At 72.9% G+C, this 20,796-nt stretch carries 18 protein-coding genes; 7 read left to right on the forward strand and 11 right to left on the reverse strand.

Annotation, left to right across the window (positions count from 1 at the left end):
* On the reverse strand, nucleotides 1–1,157 hold a 1,157-nt coding region (locus QK440_RS37225; RefSeq protein WP_282797697.1), incomplete at its 3' end, for a serine/threonine-protein kinase.
* 251 nt (nucleotides 1,158–1,408) lie between these two features.
* Complete coding sequence (locus tag QK440_RS37230) at nucleotides 1,409–3,121, reverse strand: glycerol-3-phosphate dehydrogenase/oxidase (RefSeq protein WP_282797698.1); 1,713 nt, start codon at nucleotides 3,119–3,121, stop codon at nucleotides 1,409–1,411.
* 228 nt (nucleotides 3,122–3,349) lie between these two features.
* Here QK440_RS37230 and QK440_RS37235 point away from each other — a divergent pair, with 228 nt between their 5' ends.
* Both QK440_RS37235 and QK440_RS37240 read left to right on the forward strand, forming a co-directional pair.
* Nucleotides 3,350–4,603: a nucleotide sugar dehydrogenase gene (locus tag QK440_RS37235; RefSeq protein WP_190134783.1), complete on the forward strand. Its 1,254-nt coding sequence runs from the start codon at nucleotides 3,350–3,352 to the stop codon at nucleotides 4,601–4,603.
* Nucleotides 4,604–4,703: 100 nt separating this feature from the next.
* On the forward strand, nucleotides 4,704–5,294 hold the full coding sequence (locus QK440_RS37240; protein ID WP_282797699.1) for a hypothetical protein: 591 nt from the start codon (nucleotides 4,704–4,706) through the stop codon (nucleotides 5,292–5,294).
* A gap of 191 nt (nucleotides 5,295–5,485) precedes the next feature.
* Here the strand turns inward: QK440_RS37240 and QK440_RS37245 are convergent, their stop codons facing one another.
* The 4 genes from QK440_RS37245 to QK440_RS37260 all read right to left on the reverse strand — a co-directional run bounded on the left by QK440_RS37245 (nucleotide 5,486) and on the right by QK440_RS37260 (nucleotide 9,931).
* On the reverse strand, nucleotides 5,486–6,610 hold the full coding sequence (locus tag QK440_RS37245) for a GuaB3 family IMP dehydrogenase-related protein (RefSeq protein WP_282797700.1): 1,125 nt from the start codon (nucleotides 6,608–6,610) through the stop codon (nucleotides 5,486–5,488).
* A 135-nt stretch (nucleotides 6,611–6,745) separates the two neighbouring features.
* Nucleotides 6,746–8,254, reverse strand: a complete 1,509-nt coding sequence (gene guaB / locus QK440_RS37250; protein WP_282797701.1) for an IMP dehydrogenase — start codon at nucleotides 8,252–8,254, stop codon at nucleotides 6,746–6,748.
* Nucleotides 8,255–8,478: 224 nt separating this feature from the next.
* Nucleotides 8,479–9,054, reverse strand: coding sequence for a sigma-70 family RNA polymerase sigma factor (locus QK440_RS37255; RefSeq protein ID WP_190134787.1), 576 nt, complete (start codon nucleotides 9,052–9,054; stop codon nucleotides 8,479–8,481).
* A 265-nt stretch (nucleotides 9,055–9,319) separates the two neighbouring features.
* On the reverse strand, nucleotides 9,320–9,931 hold the full coding sequence (locus QK440_RS37260) for a response regulator transcription factor (RefSeq protein WP_003948568.1): 612 nt from the start codon (nucleotides 9,929–9,931) through the stop codon (nucleotides 9,320–9,322).
* Between the two features lie 377 nt (nucleotides 9,932–10,308).
* Between QK440_RS37260 and QK440_RS37265 the strand changes: the two genes are divergently transcribed.
* Nucleotides 10,309–10,737, forward strand: coding sequence for a WhiB family transcriptional regulator (locus QK440_RS37265; RefSeq protein ID WP_282797702.1), 429 nt, complete (start codon nucleotides 10,309–10,311; stop codon nucleotides 10,735–10,737).
* A gap of 41 nt (nucleotides 10,738–10,778) precedes the next feature.
* Here QK440_RS37265 and QK440_RS37270 read toward each other — a convergent pair whose 3' ends face one another.
* Nucleotides 10,779–11,687: a LysR family transcriptional regulator gene (locus tag QK440_RS37270; protein ID WP_282797703.1), complete on the reverse strand. Its 909-nt coding sequence runs from the start codon at nucleotides 11,685–11,687 to the stop codon at nucleotides 10,779–10,781.
* An 80-nt stretch (nucleotides 11,688–11,767) separates the two neighbouring features.
* Here QK440_RS37270 and QK440_RS37275 point away from each other — a divergent pair, with 80 nt between their 5' ends.
* Complete coding sequence (locus QK440_RS37275) at nucleotides 11,768–12,436, forward strand: MOSC domain-containing protein (RefSeq protein ID WP_282797704.1); 669 nt, start codon at nucleotides 11,768–11,770, stop codon at nucleotides 12,434–12,436.
* A gap of 78 nt (nucleotides 12,437–12,514) precedes the next feature.
* A complete protein-coding gene (locus tag QK440_RS37280; protein ID WP_282797705.1) occupies nucleotides 12,515–13,288 on the forward strand; it encodes an SDR family oxidoreductase in 774 nt (257 codons plus the stop codon).
* A gap of 251 nt (nucleotides 13,289–13,539) precedes the next feature.
* Here QK440_RS37280 and groL read toward each other — a convergent pair whose 3' ends face one another.
* The 3 genes from groL to QK440_RS37295 form a co-directional block, all read right to left on the reverse strand.
* Nucleotides 13,540–15,168 carry a chaperonin GroEL gene (groL, locus tag QK440_RS37285; protein ID WP_282797706.1) on the reverse strand — a complete coding sequence of 543 codons (1,629 nt, stop codon included), beginning with the start codon at nucleotides 15,166–15,168 and terminating at the stop codon, nucleotides 13,540–13,542.
* 129 nt (nucleotides 15,169–15,297) lie between these two features.
* Nucleotides 15,298–15,606 carry a co-chaperone GroES gene (gene groES / locus QK440_RS37290; RefSeq protein WP_004955293.1) on the reverse strand — a complete coding sequence of 103 codons (309 nt, stop codon included), beginning with the start codon at nucleotides 15,604–15,606 and terminating at the stop codon, nucleotides 15,298–15,300.
* A gap of 499 nt (nucleotides 15,607–16,105) precedes the next feature.
* Complete coding sequence (locus tag QK440_RS37295; RefSeq protein ID WP_282797707.1) at nucleotides 16,106–17,008, reverse strand: polysaccharide deacetylase family protein; 903 nt, start codon at nucleotides 17,006–17,008, stop codon at nucleotides 16,106–16,108.
* Between the two features lie 135 nt (nucleotides 17,009–17,143).
* Between QK440_RS37295 and QK440_RS37300 the strand changes: the two genes are divergently transcribed.
* Nucleotides 17,144–18,373: a methyltransferase domain-containing protein gene (locus QK440_RS37300; RefSeq protein WP_282797708.1), complete on the forward strand. Its 1,230-nt coding sequence runs from the start codon at nucleotides 17,144–17,146 to the stop codon at nucleotides 18,371–18,373.
* Here the strand turns inward: QK440_RS37300 and QK440_RS37305 are convergent.
* Nucleotides 18,360–19,820: an MFS transporter gene (locus QK440_RS37305; protein WP_282797709.1), complete on the reverse strand. Its 1,461-nt coding sequence runs from the start codon at nucleotides 19,818–19,820 to the stop codon at nucleotides 18,360–18,362. The genes QK440_RS37300 and QK440_RS37305 overlap by 14 nt on opposite strands.
* A gap of 75 nt (nucleotides 19,821–19,895) precedes the next feature.
* Here QK440_RS37305 and QK440_RS37310 point away from each other — a divergent pair, with 75 nt between their 5' ends.
* Nucleotides 19,896–20,666, forward strand: a complete 771-nt coding sequence (locus QK440_RS37310; protein WP_282797710.1) for a TetR/AcrR family transcriptional regulator — start codon at nucleotides 19,896–19,898, stop codon at nucleotides 20,664–20,666.
* The last annotated feature ends 130 nt before the right edge of the window (nucleotides 20,667–20,796 follow it).

Below are 20,796 nucleotides of genomic sequence, written 5' to 3' on the forward strand. Positions count from 1 at the left end.
CCGCCGGCGGCTCCCGGGGCACGCGTCGCGCCGGGGGCGCCACCGGCCGGGCTGTCCACGGCCGCGGCACCGCTCCGCGCGCCCGGGTCCGCGGGGAAGCCCCCGGCCGGCGTGGAGCCGGTCGCGGCGGCCGCCTTCTTGCGCACCGAGCGGAACGCGCCCTTCAGCCGCTCCGCGGCCTCCTCGCCCTTGCGGCCGCCGGACCCACCGGGCGCCTGCGCGGGCGCCGGAGGCACGGGCGGCAGGGGCACGACCTTCGTCGCGTCCACCGGGTCGTCGAGCCGCTTGCCGGCCGCCGGCTCGGGGGCGTTGATCACGTCCTGGAGCATGCGACGGGCGCTCGCCTCGTCGAGCCGCTGCTCGGGGTCCTTCGCGAGCAGGCCGTAGATGACCTTCTCCAGCAGGGGCCCGGCGTGCCGCGGCGGCTCGACCGCCTCGGTCATCACGGCGGTGAGCGTCGCGATGGCCGAACCCTTGTCGTACGGCGGCACGCCCTCCACCGCCGCGTAGATGAGGCCGCCGAGCGACCACAGGTCGGCCGCCGGCCCCGGCTTGTGGCCGCGCGCCCGCTCGGGCGAGATGTAGGAGGGGGCGCCGACGAGCATGCCGGTCGAGGTGATGGACGGGTCGCCCTCGACCTGGGCGATGCCGAAGTCGGTGAGGACGACGCGGCCGTCCTCCGCGATGAGGACATTGGACGGCTTCACGTCGCGGTGCAGGATGCCCTCGCGGTGCGCGGAGCGCAGCACGTCCAGCACGGCGAGCCCGACCTCGGCCGCGCGCTTCGGCGTGAGCAGCCCGTCCTCGCGGACGGCCTCGGCGAGGGACTTGCCCTCGACCAGCTCCATCACGATCCAGGGGCGGTCGTCCTCGTCGACCACGTCGTAGACCGTCACGGCGCCGGTGTTGCGGATGCGCGCGATGGCCTTGGCCTCGCGCAGGGTGCGCGTGATGAGGCGCCGCTTCTCCTCTTCGTCGATGCTCGACGGGAAGCGCAGCTCCTTCACCGCGACCGTGCGGCCCAGCGTCTCGTCCTTCGCCCGCCAGACCGTGCCCATGCCGCCCCGGCCGAGCACGTCACCGAGCCGGTACCGCCCCGCGAGGAGACGCGCGCTCTGATCCTGACGGGCCCCGCCCGTCTGCTCCGCCTCCGACATGCGTCCCCTCAACTACCCGCACAACCCGCCCTGACAGAGCCTTCATTGTCCCTCACCCCGGGACCGGTCAATGCCGCGGGTCAGATGTCCCACATCGTGGACTTCGCCCCCGGGCACGGGTCCGAGTGAACCCCTGCGCACCAGCCCAAACCCCTCCGGCCATATGCCCCTTGTCCGCCCCCTCCGGTCAAACCGCCCCAACTCCGGCGTGTCCGTGCTCGACAAGCCCCTCCCCCGCCCCTGAAAGGACGTCAGCTCTCCAGCGGGACGATGTCCGGCGCCCCGAGCCGGGCCGCGTCCGCCGTCAGGTCGTCCGGCTGGCGCTGGGACTCACGCTCGGCCTCCACCCGCTTCTCGTAGTGCTGGACCTCGCGCTCGATCTGGTCCTCGTCCCAGCCGAGGACGGGCGCCATCAGCTCCGCGCACTCCCGGGCGCTGCGCGTGCCGCGGTCGAAGGTCTCGATGGAGATGCGGGTGCGGCGCGTGAGGACGTCGTCCAGGTGCCGGGCGCCCTCGTGGGAGGCGGCGTAGACGACCTCGGCGCGCAGGTAGTCGTCGGCGGCGTGCAGCGGGGCGCCGAGCGAGGCGTCCTTCTCGATCAGGTCGAGAACCTCCTCCGCGAGCGAGCCGTAGCGGTTCAACAGGTGCTCGACGCGCACCACGTGGAGCCCGGTGCGCGCGGCGATGCCCGCGCGGGCGTTCCACAGCGCGCGGTACCCCTCGGCCCCGACGAGCGGGATGTCCTCCGTGACGCACTCCGCGACGCGCTGGTCCAGGCCGTGCACCGCCTCGTCCACGGCGTCCTTGGCCATGACGCGGTACGTCGTGTACTTGCCACCCGCGATGACGACCAGGCCGGGCGCGGGGTGCGCGACCGTGTGCTCCCGGGAGAGCTTGCTGGTGGCGTCCGACTCTCCGGCGAGCAGCGGGCGCAGCCCCGCGTACACCCCCTGGACGTCGTCGCGCGAGAGCGGGACCGCGAGGACCGAGTTGACGTGCTCCAGGAGGTAGTCGATGTCTGCGCTGGAGGCCGCCGGGTGGGCCTTGTCCAGGTCCCAGTCCGTGTCGGTGGTGCCGATGATCCAGTGCCGGCCCCAGGGGATGACGAACAGGACGCTCTTCTCCGTGCGCAGGATCAGGCCCGTCGTCGAGTGGATCCGGTCCTTCGGTACGACCAGATGGATGCCCTTGGAGGCCCGGACGTGGAACTGGCCGCGCTCGCCGACCATCGCCTGGGTGTCGTCCGTCCACACCCCCGTGGCGTTCACGACCTGCTTGGCCCGGATCTCGTACTCCCCGCCCCCTTCGACGTCCTGGACGCGGGCGCCGACCACCCGCTCGCCCTCGCGGAGGAAGCCGGTCACCCGCGCGCGGTTGGCGGCCTTGGCGCCGTACGCCGCGGCGGTGCGCACGAGCGTGGCCACGTAGCGGGCGTCGTCCATCTGGGCGTCGTAGTACTGCAGGGCACCGACGAGGGCGTCCTTCTTCAGGCAGGGGGCCACGCGCAGGGCGTGACGCCGGGTCAGGTGGCGGTGCACGGGCAGGCCCCGGCCGTGGCCGCGGGCCATCGACATCGCGTCGTACAGCGCGACGCCCGATCCGGCGTAGAGCCGCTCCCAGGCCTGGTGCCGCAGCGGGTAGAGGAACGGCACCGGCTTCACCAGGTGCGGGGCGAGGCGCTCCAGGAGCAGGCCGCGCTCCTTGAGGGCCTCGCGGACCAGCGCGAAGTCCAGCATCTCCAGATAGCGCAGGCCGCCGTGGACCAGCTTGCTGGACCGGCTCGACGTGCCCGACGCCCAGTCCCTGGCCTCGACCAGGCCCGTGGTCAGGCCCCGGGTCACGGCGTCGAGCGCGGTGCCCGCGCCGACCACCCCGCCGCCCACCACGAGTACGTCCAGCTCGCGCTCGGCCATGCCCGCGAGTGCCTCGGCCCGCTCCGCCGGCCCCAGAGTCGCTGTCCTCACCGCTGCCTCCCGCGGTCGTCGGGTGTGGTCGCGCTCACATCATGCCCAGATTCTTCTCGCGCTCGCCGAGTTCAGCCACCGCCTGTGGACAACACTCCGACGTCGAGAGAGGTCCAATACCGCAAATCGGTCATATTTACTCCTAGTCTGACATTGCGCTGCCGCATCTTGTCCACAGGGCTTGCGTCATCGTCCCGCTCCGGCTATTGGGAAGGGCGCCTCACCGCCATGCCAGCAGACCTCGCCGTCATCGGCCTCGGCCACCTCGGCCTGCCCCTGGCGCAGGCCGCCGCCCACAGCGGCATCGCCACCATCGGCTACGACCCCGTCCGCGCGCCCGAGCTGGCGAGCGGCCGACTTCCCGGCGACGGCGCCGAGGGCACCCTCACCGCCGCCGACGTCCGCCGGATGCTGGCGGGCGGCTTCCGGCCGACGACTGACCCGGCCGAGCTGGGCCGCGTCCGCACCGCCGTGATCTGCGCGCCCACGCCGCAGGCCGCGGACCGGACGCTGGACCTCAGCCATGTGGCCGAGGCCGCCCGGGCGCTTGCGGCGCGGCTGCGCCCGCACACCACGGTCATCCTGGAGTCCCCCGCGTACCCGGGCACCACGGAGGAGTTCCTCCGCCCCCTGCTCGAAGAGGGCTCCGGCCTGCGCGCGGGGCGCGACTTCCACCTCGCCCACTCCCCCGGCCGCCTCGACCCCGGCAACCGCACCCACGGCTACGCGGCCACCCCCAAGGTCATCGGCGGTCTCACCCCCGCCTGCACCGAGTCCGCGGCCGCCTTCTACGGGCGCCTCACCGACAAGGTCGTCCGCGCGCGGGGGCCGCGGGAGGCGGAGACCGTGCACCTCCTGGAGACCAACTACCGGCACGTGAACATGGCCCTGGTCAACGAGATGGCCGTGTTCTGCCACGACCTCGGCATCGACCTGTGGGACGTCATCCGCTGCGCCGAGACCAAGCCGTTCGGCTTCCAGGCCTTCCGCCCGGGCCCCGGTGTCGGCGGCCACGGCACCGCCCTGGACGTGCCGAGCCCGGCCCACGGCACCCGCCCGCTGCGCCTGGTGGAGCTCGCCCAGCAGGTCAACGACCGCATGCCCGGCTATGTGATCCAGCGCGCCGCCGCCCTGCTCAACGAGCACGGCAAGTCCGCCCGCGGCGCCCGGGTGCTGCTGCTCGGCGTCACGTACAAGCCGGACGTCTCCGACCAGCAGGGAGCCCCCGCCCAGGAGATCGCGGTCCGCCTCATGCAGCTCGGCGCCGCCGTCAGCTACCACGACCCGTATGTCGCGCATTGGAACGTTCTCGGCCATCCTGTGCCCCGCGCGGACAGCCTCTACGACGTGGCCGCCGAGGCCGATCTGACGATCCTGCTCCAGCACCACCGCACCTACGACCTCCAGGGGCTCGCCGTCAAGGCCCAACTGCTCCTGGACACGCGGGGCGCGACTCCGGCGGGCGCGGCCCACCGCCTCTGACCCACGGCAAACCCCCTGGGGCCCGTCGGCCACTGCTGCTACCGTGCGGATCCAGCCATTTACCGCACACCAGTGCGCTCATGTCTCAGGGGGACTCCAGATGACGCAGCCCACGCCTCCGGGCCAGCAGGGCCAGCCCTACGGCTACCAACAGCCCCAGCAGCCCTACGGCCAGCCCGGCTACGGCCACCCCCAGCAGCCGCACCCGCCGCAGCAGCCGTACGCCGGCTTCCCGCAGCAGAACGGCTACCAGGCGCCCCACATGGTGCCCGCCCCGCCCGCTCCCGCCCGGGACAACGTGGGCCTGGGTCTCGCGGTCGCCCTGGTGACCGCCCTGGTCGCCGCGGGCGTGTACGGCGCGGTCATCGGAGCCACCGAGCACGAGATCGGCTGGGCGGCGGTCGGCGTCGGCTTCCTCGTGGGCCTGGCCGCCGGCAAGACCGGGGGCCGCAACCCCGTGCTCGGCGTCATCGCGGCCGCCCTGTCGCTCGGCGCCGTCTACCTGGGACAGCTCATCGGCGCGGCCGCCGTCGCCGCCGACAAGCTCAACATGAGCTTCACGGACCTTTTCGTCGACCACTTCGACCTCCTCCAGAAGGGCTGGAAGGAGGAGGCCGACGCCATGACGTTCGTGTTCTTCGCGATCGCCGCGGTGGCCGCCTTCGGCAGCGCCAAGCGCGCCGCGCAGTAACCGCGTACCCGTACGGGACGCGTACGGGCACGGGCACGGGCACGGGCACGGGCACGGGCACGGGCACGGGCACGGGCACGGGCACGGGCACGGGCACGGGTTACGAGTACGGGAAAAGGGGTCCGGGGCCGCCTGACGGCGGTCCCGGACCCCTTCCTCGTGTGTGTCGCCCGCTCAGTGCCGCGCGGACGTCACCGCTTGTGCTGCGAGTCCGCCACCGTCACCTCGACGCGCTGGAACTCCTTGAGCTCGCTGTAGCCGGTCGTGGCCATCGCGCGGCGCAGCGCCCCGAAGAAGTTCATCGAGCCGTCGGGGATGTGCGACGGGCCGGTGAGGATCTCCTCGGTGGTGCCGACCGTGCCCAGGTGGACCTTCTTGCCGCGCGGCACGTCCTCGTGGACGGCCTCCATGCCCCAGTGGTGGCCCTTGCCCGGCGCGTCCGTGGCGCGCGCCAGCGGGGAGCCCACCATCACGGCGTCCGCGCCGCAGGCGATGGCCTTGGGCAGGTCACCCGACCAGCCCACGCCGCCGTCCGCGATGACGTGGACGTAGCGGCCGCCGGACTCGTCCATGTAGTCCCGGCGGGCGGCGGCGACGTCGGCCACGGCGGTGGCCATGGGGACCTGGATGCCCAGGACGTTGCGCGTGGTGTGCGCGGCGCCGCCGCCGAAGCCGACGAGGACACCGGCCGCGCCGGTGCGCATCAGGTGCAGGGCCGCGGTGTACGTGGCGCAGCCGCCGACGATGACCGGGACGTCCAGCTCGTAGATGAACTGCTTCAGGTTCAGCGGCTCGGCGGCGCCGGAGACGTGCTCGGCCGAGACGGTCGTGCCGCGGATCACGAAGATGTCCACGCCCGCGTCCACGACGGCCTTGGAGAACTGGGCGGTGCGCTGCGGGGAGAGCGCGGCGGCGGTGACGACGCCGGAGTCGCGCACCTCCTTGATGCGCTGCCCGATCAGCTCCTCCTTGATGGGCGCGGCGTAGATCTCCTGGAGCCGGCGCGTCGCGGTCTCGGCGGGCAGCTCCGCGATCTCGTCGAGGAGCGGCTGCGGGTCCTCGTACCGCGTCCACAGGCCTTCGAGGTTCAGCACGCCGAGGCCGCCGAGCTCGCCGATGCGGATGGCGGTCGCGGGCGACACCACGGAGTCCATGGGGGCCGCGAGGAAGGGCAGCTCGAAGCGGTAGGCGTCGATCTGCCAGGCGATCGAGACCTCCTTCGGGTCGCGGGTGCGCCGACTCGGTACGACGGCGATGTCGTCGAAGGCGTACGCCCGGCGGCCGCGCTTGCCGCGCCCGATCTCGATCTCAGTCACTGGTGTGGCCCTTCAGCTTTCCTACGGCACTCCGTATGCCGTTCCAGTATCCCCGACACACGCGCGTGGGGGCGGTCCGGGGATTCCCGGGCCGCCCCCACGCGCGCGTGCGCGCCGTCCGCCGCTGCTCGGCGCCTACTTCTTGCCGCTGTAGTTCGGCGCCTCGACCGTCATCTGGATGTCGTGCGGGTGGCTCTCCTTGAGCCCCGCCGAGGTGATCCGGACGAACCGGCCGCGGTCCTGGAGCTCGGGGACCGTACGGCCGCCCACGTAGAACATCGACTGGCGCAGACCGCCCACGAGCTGGTGCACGACGGCCGACAGCGGGCCGCGGTAGGGCACCTGGCCCTCGATGCCCTCGGGCACGAGCTTCTCGTCGGAGGCGACGCCCTCCTGGAAGTACCGGTCCTTGGAGAAGGAGCGCTGCTCGCCGCGGGACTGCATGGCCCCCAGGGAGCCCATGCCGCGGTACGACTTGAACTGCTTGCCGTTGATGAAGAGCAGCTCGCCCGGGGACTCCTCGCAGCCCGCGAGCAGCGAGCCCAGCATGACCGTGTCCGCCCCGGCGACGAGCGCCTTGGCGATGTCGCCGGAGTACTGCAGGCCGCCGTCGCCGATCACCGGGACACCGGCCTCCTTGGCGGCGAGCGCGGCCTCGTAGATGGCCGTCACCTGCGGTACGCCGATGCCGGCGACGACGCGGGTGGTGCAGATGGAGCCGGGGCCGACGCCCACCTTGATGCCGTCGACACCGGCGTCGATGAGCGCCTGGGCGCCCTCGCGGGTGGCGATGTTGCCGCCGATGACGTCGACGCCGCTCGAGTTCGACTTGATCTTGGCGACCATGTCGCCGACCAGCCGGGAGTGGCCGTGCGCGGTGTCGACGACGATGAAGTCGACGCCCGCCTCGATGAGCGCCTGGGCGCGGTCGAAGGCGTCGCCGGCGACGCCCACGGCGGCACCGACGATGAGGCGGCCCTCGGCGTCCTTCGCGGCGTTCGGGTACTTCTCGGCCTTCACGAAGTCCTTGACCGTGATGAGGCCCTTGAGGACGCCGCTGTCGTCGACCAGCGGCAGCTTCTCGATCTTGTGGCGGCGCAGCAGCTCCATGGCGTCCACACCGGAGATGCCGACCTTGCCGGTGACCAGCGGCATCGGCGTCATGACCTCGCGGACCTGGCGGGAGCGGTCCGCCTCGAAGGCCATGTCACGGTTGGTGACGATGCCGAGCAGCTTGCCCGCGCCGTCGGTCACCGGGACGCCGCTGATGCGGAACTTGGCGCAGATCGCGTCGGCCTCGGCGAGCGTGGCGTCCGGGTGCACCGTGATGGGGTCGGTGACCATGCCGGACTCGGAGCGCTTGACCAGGTCGACCTGGTTGGCCTGGTCGGCGATCGACAGGTTGCGGTGCAGTACGCCGACGCCGCCCTGGCGGGCCATGGCGATGGCCATGCGGGACTCGGTGACCTTGTCCATGGCCGCGGAGAGCAGCGGGACGTTCACCCGGACGTTCTTCGAGACGTACGAGGCGGTGTCGATGTCACCGGGCGCCATGTCCGACGCGCCCGGCAGCAGCAGCACGTCGTCGTAGGTCAGCCCGAGTGTCGCGAATTTCTCGGGCACTCCGTCGACGTTGGCAGTCATGACACCTTCCCCAAATGGCCTTGATCGGTGCGGATGTCCATGCTAACGGGAAGCAGGGCTCTCTCATTCCACGGTTCCCGGCGGCCCGGGGCTTCGTAGGTTCGCACGAAGCCGCGCCGAGGGGCTTTCCCGGTGGTCGGTGTGGCGCCGTCCCCGACGGTCGCGGGTGGCTGGTCGCGTAGTTCCCCGCGTCCCTTCGGGCGCTCCTCGGACTGCTGTGCGGACTACTGCTCGGCCAGTGCGCGCAGGCGGCTCAGGGCCCGGTGCTGGGCGACCCGGACGGCGCCGGGGGACATGCCGAGCACCTGCCCGGTCTCCTCCGCGGTCAGGCCGACGGCGACGCGCAGGAGCAGCAGCTCCCGCTGGTTCTCGGGCAGGTTGGCGAGCAGCTTCTTGGCCCACTCGGCGTCGCTGCTGAGCAGCGCCCGCTCCTCGGGGCCGAGGGAGTCGTCGGGGCGCTCGGGCATCTCGTCCGAGGGGACGGCGGTCGAGCCCGGGTGCCGCATCGCGGCCCGCTGGAGGTCCGCGACCTTGTGCGCGGCGATGGCGAAGACGAAGGCTTCGAAGGGCCGCCCCGTGTCGCGGTAGCGCGGCAGCGCGAGCAGGACCGCCACGCAGACCTCCTGCGCGAGGTCCTCCACGAAGTGGCGGGCGTCACCCGGCAGTCGGGACAGCCGGGTGCGGCAGTAGCGGAGAGCGAGGGGGTGGACGTGGGCCAGGAGGTCGTGCGTGGCCTGCTCGTCGCCCTCGACGGCGCGAAGGACGAGGGCACCGATCACCGTCGTCTTGTTCTCGCGCATCGGTCCATGGTGCCTTGGCGCCGGCTGTTCTGTGGCACCGCGTCCGTAGTTGTGCGCCGAAGCGTTATGAGCAGGTGCGCCGAAACTCATCTCCCGCGCCCTCCCCTTCCGCTCGGCCGACTCGTCCCCAAGGAACTCCACACCTCAAGGATGCGGCATCGGCGGCGAAGCGCCACAAGCCGCTCCCGGGCGGGCGGTGGCGGGCGTCCATGGCCCCGCCCGCCACGCGGCGGGCGGGGAACGCCATGCCCCCGCGACAACGCACCTAGCGAACCAGGCCCCAGCGGAAGCCGAGCGCGACCGCGTGCGCGCGGTCCGAGGCGCCGAGCTTCTTGAACAGGCGCCTGGCGTGGGTCTTCACCGTGTCCTCGGAGAGGAAGAGCTCGCGCCCGATCTCCGCGTTGGACCGGCCGTGGCTCATGCCCTCGAGCACCTGGATCTCACGCGCGGTGAGCGTGGGCGCGGCGCCCATCTCGGCGGAGCGCAGCCGCCGCGGCGCCAGCCGCCAGGTCGGGTCGGCGAGGGCCTGCGTGACGGTCGCGCGCAGCTCCGCGCGCGAGGCGTCCTTGTGCAGATAGCCGCGGGCGCCCGCGGCGACCGCGAGCGCGACCCCGTCCAGGTCCTCGGCGACGGTGAGCATGATGATGCGCGCGCCGGGGTCGGCGGAGAGCAGCCGCCGCACGGTCTCGACGCCGCCCAGACCGGGCATGCGTACGTCCATCAGGATCAGGTCCGAGCGGTCGGCGCCCCAGCGGCGGAGGACTTCCTCGCCGTTGGCCGCTGTCGTCACGCGCTCGACGCCGGGCACGGTCGCGACCGCGCGGCGCAGCGCCTCTCGGGCGAGCGGGGAGTCGTCGCAGACGAGGACGGATGTCATGGCCGCCCTCCGCAGCTGATGCGCGTCACCTTGAGCCTCCAGGCTGGTACAAGTCGTCACCTGTGCGGTTGACGCTCTCGGACACCTGCCCGAGCGCTTGTTGTTTCAACCGCCTCCGCCCTCTCAACGACGGTCACTCGAAAGAGTTACGGGTCGGTCGATCCCCTTCGGCACTCTACGTGAGGGCGCAGACACGGCACAGACGGCGAGGGCCCACACATCGCTTATTGCGGCCTATGCCCCATTTAGCGGCTTTTCTTCCCTTTTGAAGGTGTCTGTGGCTAGATTCGCAATGAGTCATATTTTCATCTCCTTAGACAGTAGATGTACGGTCATGGGCACCGTCCGCGTCACCACGGCTACACAGGAGACATGCAATGGCAGATTTCTCCCGCCTCCCCGGACCGAACGCCGATCTGTGGGACTGGCAGCTCCTCGCGGCCTGCCGTGGGGTGGACAGCTCGCTCTTCTTCCACCCGGAGGGCGAGCGCGGTGCGGCGCGGAGCGCGCGCGAGAACTCGGCCAAGGAGGTCTGCATGCGGTGCCCGGTGCGCGCCGAGTGCGCCGCGCACGCGCTCGCGGTACGGGAACCGTACGGCGTGTGGGGCGGCCTGACCGAGGACGAACGCGAGGAGCTGATGGGCCGCGCCCGGAACCGGCTGGTCAGCACGGCCAGTACATCCAGCGCGTCCAGTACGTCCAGTACGTCCAGTGCGTCCGGTGCCGGTGTCGGCGCGTCCAGTACGTCCGGTGCCGGTGTCGGCGCGTCCAGTACGGGCGGGGGCGGGGGCAGTCCGGCCCCCTGATTCCGCGAAGGAACGTTTCTGCTGGGGCCTTGGGCCCCGGCTCAGGGCCTCCGGCCCGCCGTCGCGACGCCCGTGAGGTGGTCGAGGGTCGCCGCCACCGCCGGCACCTGTGCCAGGTCGGGCAGGGTGAGCGCGACGATCTCGCGCCGCACCGCGGGCTCCACCGCCACCGCGCGGGCCCCCTTGGCGCGCACCGACTCCAGGGCGAGCTCGGGCAGCACCGCCACGCCGAGCCCGGCGCCGACCAGGCCGATCACCGCCGGGTAGTCGTCCGTCGCGAAGTCGATGCGGGGCTCGAAGCCCGCGCCCCGGCAGACCTCGACGAGCTGGCGGCGGCAGCGCGGGCAGCCCGCGATCCACGACTCGTCCGCCAGTTCACCGATCGTGACGGCGTCCGCCTTCGCCAGGCGGTGGCCGTCCGGCACGAGGCCGACGAGCCGGTCGGCGAGCAGGGGCCGTACGACGAGGTCGTCCCACTCCTCGGTGGCGCCTGCCCCCTCGTACCGGAAGGCCACCGCGACGTCGCAGTCGCCCTCGCGGAGCATCTCCACCGAGCGGGGCGGCTCGGCCTCCTCCAGCGAGACGCGGGTGCCGGGGTGCGCGGCGCGCAGGGCGGCGAGGGCGCCGGGGACGAGCGTGGAGGAACCGCTGGGGAAGGAGACGAGCCGGACCCGGCCCGCGCGCAGGCCGGCGATCGCGGCGACCTCCTCCTCGGCCGCGGTGAGCCCGGCGAGGATGGTCGCGGCGTGCCGGACCAGGGCCTCGCCGGCCTGGGTGAGGCGCATCTCGCGGCCCGTACGGACGAGCAGCGGCGTGCCCGTCGACGTCTCCAGGGCCTTCATCTGCTGGCTGACGGCGGGCTGGGTGCAGCCGAGCTCGCGGGCCGCCGCCGAGAAGGAGCCGGTGGCGGCGACGGCGCGCAGGACACGGAGGTGACGGGCCTCGATCATGCCTTGAGCATAAGTGAGGCTTGGGCGCAATGCACAATATTGCGTAGCTGCTTTGAGCATGTGCCGCCTAGCCTGACCGTATGAAGCTTCTCTCCGTGAACGTGGGCCAGGCGAAGGCCGTGCCCTACACCGACTCGCCCGGGGGCGTGACCGGGATCGACAAGCGCCCCGTGGAGGGGCCCGTCCGGGTGAGCGCGCCCGGCCCGAAGGGGACCGGCGGCAGCGGACTCGCCGGGGACACGATCTGCGAACTGCGCCACCACGGCGGCGACGACCAGGCGGTGTATGCCTTCGCGCGCGAGGACCTCGACGAGTGGGGGCGGGTCCTCGACCGGCAGTTCGCCAACGGCGCCTTCGGCGAGAACCTCACCACGACGGGCGTGGACGTGAACGGCGCGCTCATCGGCGAGCGGTGGCGCGTCGGGCCGCGGCTGCTCCTGGAGGTCACCTCGGCCCGCATCCCGTGCCGTACGTTCCAGGGGCACATCGGCGAGCGGGGCTGGGTGCGGCGGTTCACGCGGGCCGTGCTGCCCGGCGCGTACCTGCGGGTGCTGGAGCCGGGCGAGATCCAGACGGGGGACCCGGTCGAGGTCGTGCACCGGCCGGACCACGACATCACCGTCGCGCTGCAGTTCCAAGCCGTGACGACGGAGCGCGCCCTGCTGCCGCGGCTCCTGGAGGCGGGGGACGCGCTGCACCCCGAGCTGATCAAAAAGGCCCGCACGTACGTGGCCAAGCACGGCGGTTGACACCGCCGGGCGCCCGCGCGGGCACCGCACCCGGGGTGCGTGGCGCGCGGGCGCCCCCGGCCTCACTAGCCTTGGTCCATGACTACGGCTCTCATCACGGGTGCGACCGCGGGTATCGGCGCCGCCTTCGCCCGGCGCCTGGCCGCCGACGGCTACAGCCTCGTCCTGGTGGCACGTGACACGAAGCGGCTGCGGGAGCAGGCGACCGAGCTGCACGACCGGCACGGCATCGAGGCGGAGGTCCTGACCGCCGACCTCTCCACGGAGGACGGCATCACCGCCGTCGAGGAACGGCTCGCCAGCCGCCGCGACCCCGTCGACCTCCTCGTCAACAACGCCGGGTTCGGCAACAAGGGCCAGTTCCTGGAGGTCTCGCTCGCCGACGAGCTGACGATGCTGAAGGTGCACTGCGAGGCGGTGCTCCGGCTGACGTCGGCGGCGACCGCGGCCATGCGGGAGCGGCGGCGCGGCGGCGTCGTCAACGTCGCCTCGGTGGCCGCCTTCGTGCCGCGCGGTACGTACGGCGCATCCAAGGCGTGGGTGGTCCAGTTCACCCAGGGGGTGGCCCGGGACCTGGCCGGGACCGGCATCCGGCTCATGGCGCTGTGCCCGGGGTTCGTCCGCACCGAGTTCCACGAGCGGGCCGGGATGGGCACGGACAACATCCCCAAGTGGATGTGGCTGGACGCGGACAAGCTGGTCGCCGCCGCCCTCACCGACCTGGCCCGCGGCAAGACCCTCTCGGTCCCGGACCCGCGCTACAAGGCCCTCATGGGCGTGGTGAAGATGACCCCCCGCGCGCTCCTGGGCGGCGTCACGTCCCGCACGGGCAGGAAGTACGGCCCCCAGTAAGCGGCTTGGGGGTGCCCCGGCAAGGGGGCGCGGGCACGGACACGACAAGCGCCCCGAAGGGGCGCGGGGAACGGCGCGAGGACGGACCACGGCCCGCACCCGGCAACGCGCCGGGACCCGGCAGACGCGCAGCCGACAGACGCGCAGCCTGCACACGCGCGGCCTGCACACGCCGAAGGCCCGGCACCCCGCGACGGGGTGCCGGGCCTTCGGCCGCGCGCCTGAGCCGGCGCACGCGAAGAGCGCATCGCTCAGTGGGAGTGACCGTGCCCGTGGCCGTGCCCGGCCTCGGCCTCCTCCTCCGCCGGCTTCTCGACGACCAGGGTCTCGGTCGTGAGCAGCAGGGAGGCGATGGAGGCCGCGTTCTCCAGGGCGGAGCGGGTGACCTTCACCGGGTCGATGACGCCGGCCTTGACCAGGTCGACGTACTCGCCGGTCGCGGCGTTGAAGCCCTGGCCCTTGTCCAGCTCCGCCACCTTGGTGGTGATGACGTAGCCCTCGAGGCCGGCGTTCTCGGCGATCCAGCGCAGCGGCTCGACGACGGCCTTGCGGACGACCGTGACACCGGTGGCCTCGTCGCCGGACTTGTCGAGGTTGCCCTCGAGCACCTTCGCGGCGTGGACGAGCGCGGAGCCACCACCGGAGACGATGCCCTCCTCGACCGCGGCGCGGGTCGCGGAGATGGCGTCCTCCAGACGGTGCTTCTTCTCCTTCAGCTCCACCTCGGTGGCGGCGCCGACCTTGATCACGCACACGCCGCCGGCCAGCTTCGCGAGGCGCTCCTGGAGCTTCTCGCGGTCCCAGTCGGAGTCGGTGGTCTCGATCTCGGCCTTGATCTGGGCGACGCGGGCCTCGACGTCGGCCGTGTTGCCGCCGCCGTCGACGATGGTCGTGTCGTCCTTGGTGATCGTCACGCGGCGGGCGGTGCCGAGCACGTCCAGGCCGACCTGGTCGAGCTTGAGGCCGACCTCCTCGGCGACGACGGTGCCGCCGGTGAGGGTGGCCATGTCGCCGAGCATCGCCTTGCGGCGGTCACCGAAGCCGGGGGCCTTGACGGCCACCGCGTTGAAGGTGCCGCGGATCTTGTTGACCACCAGGGTCGACAGGGCCTCGCCCTCGACGTCCTCGGCGATGATCAGCAGCGGCTTCGAGGAGCCGGCCTGGATGACCTTCTCCAGGAGCGGCAGCAGGTCCTGGATGGAGGAGATCTTGCCCTGGTGGATGAGGATGTACGCGTCCTCCAGGACGGCCTCCATGCGCTCCTGGTCCGTCACGAAGTACGGCGACAGGTAGCCCTTGTCGAAGGCCATGCCCTCGGTGAAGTCCAGCTCCAGACCGAAGGTGTTGGACTCCTCGACGGTGATGACACCGTCCTTGCCGACCTTGTCCATCGCCTCGGCGATGAGCTCGCCGACCTGCTGGTCCTGGGCGGAGAGCCCGGCCACGGCGGCGATGTCGGACTTGTCGTCGATCGGCCGCGCGGTGGCGAGCAGCTCGTCGGAGACGGCCTTGACGGCGGCGTCGATGCCCTTCTTCAGGGCGGCCGGGGAGGCGCCGGCGGCGACGTTGCGCAGGCCCTCCTTGACCAGGGCCTGGGCCAGGACCGTGGCGGTGGTGGTGCCGTCACCCGCGATGTCGTTGGTCTTGGTCGCCACCTCCTTCACGAGCTGGGCGCCCAGGTTCTCGTACGGGTCCTCGACCTCGACCTCACGGGCGATGGTGACGCCGTCGTTGGTGATGGTGGGGGCGCCGAACTTCTTGTCGATGACGACGTTGCGACCCTTGGGGCCGATCGTCACCTTGACCGTGTCGGCAAGCTTGTTGACGCCGCGCTCGAGGGCGCGACGGGCGTCCTCGTCGAACTTCAGGATCTTCGCCATGGGAGCGTTTCAGCCCTCTCGGATACTCGTATGAACGAACCGCGCCCCTCGCCGCCCGGCATCAGCGGGGGTGACCAGGGGCGCGGCGCGAAGCAAATCTGCCGGGTGAAAGCAGCGACTACTGCTGGATCACTTCTCGATGATCGCGAGCACGTCGCGGGCCGAGAGCACCAGGTACTCGTCGCCGTTGTACTTCACCTCGGTGCCGCCGTACTTGCTGTAGAGCACGACGTCGCCGACCTTCACGTCGAGCGGAAGGCGCTCGCCGTTCTCGAAACGGCCCGGGCCCACGGCGAGGACGGCGCCCTCCTGGGGCTTCTCCTTCGCGGTGTCCGGGATGACCAGGCCAGAGGCCGTGGTCTGCTCGGCGTCCAGCGGCTGGACCACGATGCGGTCCTCGAGCGGCTTGATGGCAACCTTGGAGCTGGCGGTCGTCACGATCCGACCTCCCCCTTCGGAGATCTCGCGGGGTTAACTGATCTAGAGGTGGCGACCAGGTGGATCCGTCGTCGCGGGTGCCGGACCTGCCCGTCGCTTCTGGCACTCTCCATGCGGGAGTGCCAGGGCCGAGACTAGGACGGCGATTAGCACTCGGTCAAGCGGAGTGCCAATTGGCTGCCGCCGGCCTGGCGGCGTACCGGCTCTGCCGGGCTCCGCCGCGCGGGGTGTCAGGGCGCGACCGGAGGGGTGTCCTTGTGGCAACGCTTCGCGCGCGGGGTGGGTTCCGCGCGGGGCGCGGGAGTGTGGGAGCTGAGGGCGGAGGCCCCACTCGCCCCGCGGAACGGCTGCCCGCAGCGAGGCGGCTCCTGCAGGGGGATTCTCTCCGCCGCCTTGCGGCCCAGGCGTTCGATCGGGTCCACCGATTGGGCGCAGGCCGTCAGGAGGAGGAGCGGCAGCAGCAGGAGGGCCGGGGCGCGTTTCACACGTAGTCCTCGAGTCACACGTAGTCCTCGAGCCGGGCCACCGCGTACCCCCTGCCGGTGACCGTTTTCATGACCGTCCGGACCATGTCCGTCATCGAGCCGTCCCAGTCGTCGCTGCCGCGGAAGTGCGTGAGGATGATGTCGCCGGGGTGCAGGTCGCGGTCCCATTCGCGCCAGGCCATGCGGTCGGCGAAGCCCTCCGACGCCCAGAGCGGCACCGCCTTGATGCCGCAGGACTTGGCGGCGCGCAGGGTGTCGCGGTCGTAGTTGCCGTACGGCGGCCGGAACAGCTCGGGCCGCTTGCCGTACCGCCTCTCGATGACGTCCTGCATGCCGCAGATCTCGCGCCGCTGCGCCCTGTACGAGAGGTCCGGCATGTAGCGGTGGTTGAGGGTGTGGTTGTTCAGGGCGGTGCCGCGGTCCTGCATCTGCTTGAAGTAGCCGTAGTTGGTCTTGATCAGGTAGTTGCTGAGGAACGCGGTGTACGGGATGCGCAGGTCGCTCATCATCCGCAGGAACGCCGGGTCCTTCTCGGCGCCGTCGTCGACGGTCAGGAAGACGACCTTGCGCTTGGTCGGGACCGTGGTGAACACCGGCGGCAGCTTCGCGTGCCCGCGCACCCCGAAGCCCTTGCGCGTCTTCAGGCGCGGCTTCACGGCGGGCGGCGGGGGCGCCGCCAGCGGGACCCGGGACAGGCCCCAGTAGCTCGCGGCGGCGGCCCGCGCGGTGTGGTTCGCGCGCACGCGCTGGGCGTACTCGTGCAGCGCCTGCGCGGGGGGCGCGAGCTGGGGCGGCTGGCCGTGCGCGCCCCCCGCGCCCTCCCCGGCGTCCGACGCGCAGCCGGAGGCGACCGCGCCGGCGCCGAGCGCGGCCACGGTGAGCACCGCCCGCCTCCGCGTCTTCCGTGCCTTTCTCACCTTTCCGGAGGATTTCGCATCTTGTCGTACTAGTACACGTCGCATGGCGCCGGATCCTCGCAGTCCAGGGCCCTGCGGCGGGGTCGACACCGCTGCCGGACGCGTACCTTCCACCGACTGGCCCACAATGGGCCGGTGAACGCTCCGCACGATCAGCAGTCCGCCACGACGGCCTTCGCCGCGCTTCTCACCGACGAGGGCGCCGCCCTGCTCGACGCCGTACGGGACGTCGAGCCCGCCGAGGAGCTCGCGGTGGCGACCCGGCTGCGCCGCGACCACCCCGTCGGCCTGGTCTCGGCGGCGCTCGCCCAGGCGCGCCTGCGGCAGCGGGCGGTGGCGAAGTTCGGGGCCAAGGACGCCGCGCGGATGTTCTTCACGCCGAACGGGGTCGAGCAGTCCACGCGCACGTCCGTGGCGGCCTACCGGGCGGAGCGGTTCCGGGAGCTCGGGGTGCGGCGGGTCGCCGATCTGTGCTGCGGCATCGGCGGTGACGCCCTCGCGCTCGCGCGCGCCGGGATCGCGGTCCTCGCCGTCGACCGCGACCCGCTGACCTGCGCGGTCGCGCGCGCCAACGCCGAGGCCCTGGGCCTCGACGGCCTCATCGAGGTGCGCGAGGCGGACGTGACCGAGGTGGACACGGGCGGCTGCGACGCGGTCTTCGTCGACCCCGCGCGGCGCGGCGGCCGCGGCCGGATCTTCGACCCGGAGGCGTACTCGCCGCCGCTGTCCTGGGCGGTGGCCGCCGCCCGGGAGGCCCCCCGCGCCGCGCTGAAGATCGCTCCCGGCATCCCCCACGACGCCGTGCCCGCGGAGGCGGAGGCCGAGTGGATCTCGGACGGCGGGGACGTGAAGGAGGCGGTGCTGTGGTTCGGGACAGGGGCGCCCGCCTCGCACCGCGCGACCCTGCTGCCGTCGCGCGCCTCCCTCAGCGCCGCGCGCGCCGCCATGCCGCCGGACCCGGCCGTGCGCCCCGTGGGCCGCTACCTGTACGAGCCGGACGGCGCCGTCATCCGCGCCCATCTGGTCGCGGACGTGGCCGCCCGGGTGGAGGGCGGGCTCGTCGACGAGACGATCGCCTACGTGACCTCCGACGTCGCCCGCCCGACGCCGTACGCCACCGCGTACGAGATCACGGACCAGCTCCCCTTCAACGTCAAGAAGCTGAAGGCGCTGCTGCGGGAGCGCGGCGTCGGGATCCTCACGGTCAAGAAGCGGGGCTCGGCGGTGGAGCCGGAGGAGCTGCGCCGCAAGGTGAAGCCCCAGGGCCCCGGGTCCGCCACGGTCTTCCTGACCCGCGTCGCCGGGGCCCCCACGATGCTGCTGGGGCACCCCCTCAAGCCCGGGGAGCCGGCTACTCGGCCCTGACGCGCTCCCCGGCCACGGGGGCGGCCCGGTCCTCGCCCGCCCCGGGCCCCGGCCGGGCCGCGGGCCCGTGCAGCACCCCGGTGGCCGCGGCCGCCGCGACCAGCAGCCCCGCCGCCACCGCGTACGCCGCCGCGTACCCCTGCGCGAGCCCCGCGGACCCCGTGCCGGTCGCGCTCGCCGCCACCGTCACGAGCACCGCGAGCCCGATCGAGCCCCCGATCTGACGTGAGCTGTTGAGCAGCCCGGACGCCATCCCCGCCTCCTCCGGGGCCACCCCGGCCGTCGCGGACGTGCCGAGCGGTACGAAGCACATGCCGATGCCCACGCTGGCCACCAGCGACGGCCCGAGCACGGACCCCGCGAAGGTCCCGCCCGCCTCCACGGCCAGCGCGAACCACGCGAACCCGGCCGCGCCGAGCAGCCCGCCCGCCACCAGCAGCGCCCGCTCCCCGACCCGGCCGACCGTCCGGGCCGCCACCACCGTGCCCGCCACGACCCCCGCGCAGAACGGCAGGAAGGCGGCCCCGGCGCGCGTGGGCCCGTACCCCAGGACCTCCTGGAGGTAGAGCGAGGTGAAGTAGAACGCGGCGAACTGGCCCGCGGACATCAGCAGCGAGAAGGCGTTCGCCGACAGCACGGGGCGGTGCGCGAGCAGCCCGAGGCGCAGCAGCGGCTGCCGGGCGCGCCGCTCGCCGCGCCGCTCGACGACGCAGAACGCGGCGAGCAGCACGGCCGCGGCCGCCAGCGTGCCGAGTGTGGCGGCCGAGCCCCAGGGGTGCGTCTCGGTACGGACCAGGCCGAGGACCAGGACCGCCGTACCGGCGGTGACGAGCAGCGCCCCGAGGACGTCCAGGCGCGGACGGCCCGGCCCCGGGCGGTCGGCGGGGACGCCGGGGCGGACGGCGGCGAGCACGGCGAGCACCACCGGGACGTTGACCAGCATCACCGAGCGCCAGCCGACCCAGTCGGTGAGCAGGCCGCCCGCCATGATCCCGACGGCGCCGCCGAGCGCGCCGGAGGCACCCCACAGGCCGAGCGCCCGCGCCCGGACCGGTCCCGCCGGGTGGTGCACGGTGATCAGCGCGAGCGCCACCGGCGCCAGGGCGGCGGCGCCCGCCCCCTGCACGGCCCGCGCCGCCACGAGCTGCCCCGCGCTCTGGGCGAGGCCCCCGGCGAGGCTCGCGACCCCGAAGACGGCGAACCCGGCGACGAGCGTGCGCCGCCGCCCCAGGAGGTCGGCGAGCCGTCCGCCGAGCATGAGCAGCCCGCCGAACGCGAGCGCGTACGCGTTGACGACCCAGGTCAGCGACTCGGGCGCGAAGCCGAGGCCGCGGCCCATGTCGGGCAGGGCGATGTTGACGACGGACATGTCGAGGGAGACGAGGAACTGCACGGTCAGGAGCACGGGGAGCAGCAGGAAGCTGCGCCCTGAGGGCTGCTTCGTCATGCCCCGCAGATTAATATACGCGTATAGAAAATAGGAGGGGTGAGCACGGAGCAGGGCGGGCGTGAGGATGAGGCCGTGGCAGCGGAAGAACGTACGGAAGGGCCGGCCGGGGCCCGGCCGGAGCCGAAGAAGCGCGGTGTGGGGCGGCCCCGGCGCATCGGGGTGGACGCGATCGTCGGCGTGGCGCGGCGCATCCTCCGGGAGGAGGGCGTCGAGGCGCTCAGCATGCGCCGGGTCGCCAAGGAGGTGGGGGCCACGCCCATGGCCCTCTACCACCACGTGCGCGACAAGGACGAGCTCCTGATGCTCGCCCTGGACGGCACGGCGGCCACCCTGCCGCGCCCGGAGCTGCCCGCCGACCCGCGCGAGCGGATGGTCGCCGTCGCGGTCCACATGCACGCCGTCCTGGAGGAGCTGCCCTGGGTGGTGGAGGTGCTCCGGCTCGGCGGGCTCACCGACCGGGGCGCGCTGTGGATGGTCGAGGAGCTGGTCGACACGGGGATCGCCTGCGGCCTCACGCCCGAGGAGGCCGTGCACGCGTACGCGACGCTGTGGCACTGCGTGTACGGGAGCCTGGTCTACCGGCGGGCGGTGGCCCGGCGGGCCGGGGGGCCCGATCGTGAGCGGTACTTTCCCGGCATGCTGAGCGGGGCGGACGCCGGTGAGCTGCCCCGGCTGACCGCGCTGGCGGACCGCTGGGGGGAGCTGACCGCTTCCTACGACGTGGGGGTGCAGTTGAGGGCGGTGGTGGACGGGTTGCTGGGGCCTCGCGGGGGCGCCCCGGTCCCGCCCCTTTCCCGAAACCAAGGGGCTCCGCCCCCTGGACCCCCGGCGCAATCGCGCTGACGCGCTCGTCCTCAATCGCCGGACGGGCTGGAATGCTCGGCGCGGCCCGGCGAAGAATGCAGCCCGTCCGGCGTTTGAGGACGAGGCGCGGAGCGCCGATACCGGGGGGGGCGCGGGGGGGGGGGCGCCC

It is taken from the genome of Streptomyces sp. CC224B (assembly GCF_030010595.1).
Classification (GTDB): Bacteria; Actinomycetota; Actinomycetes; order Streptomycetales; family Streptomycetaceae; genus Streptomyces; species Streptomyces longispororuber.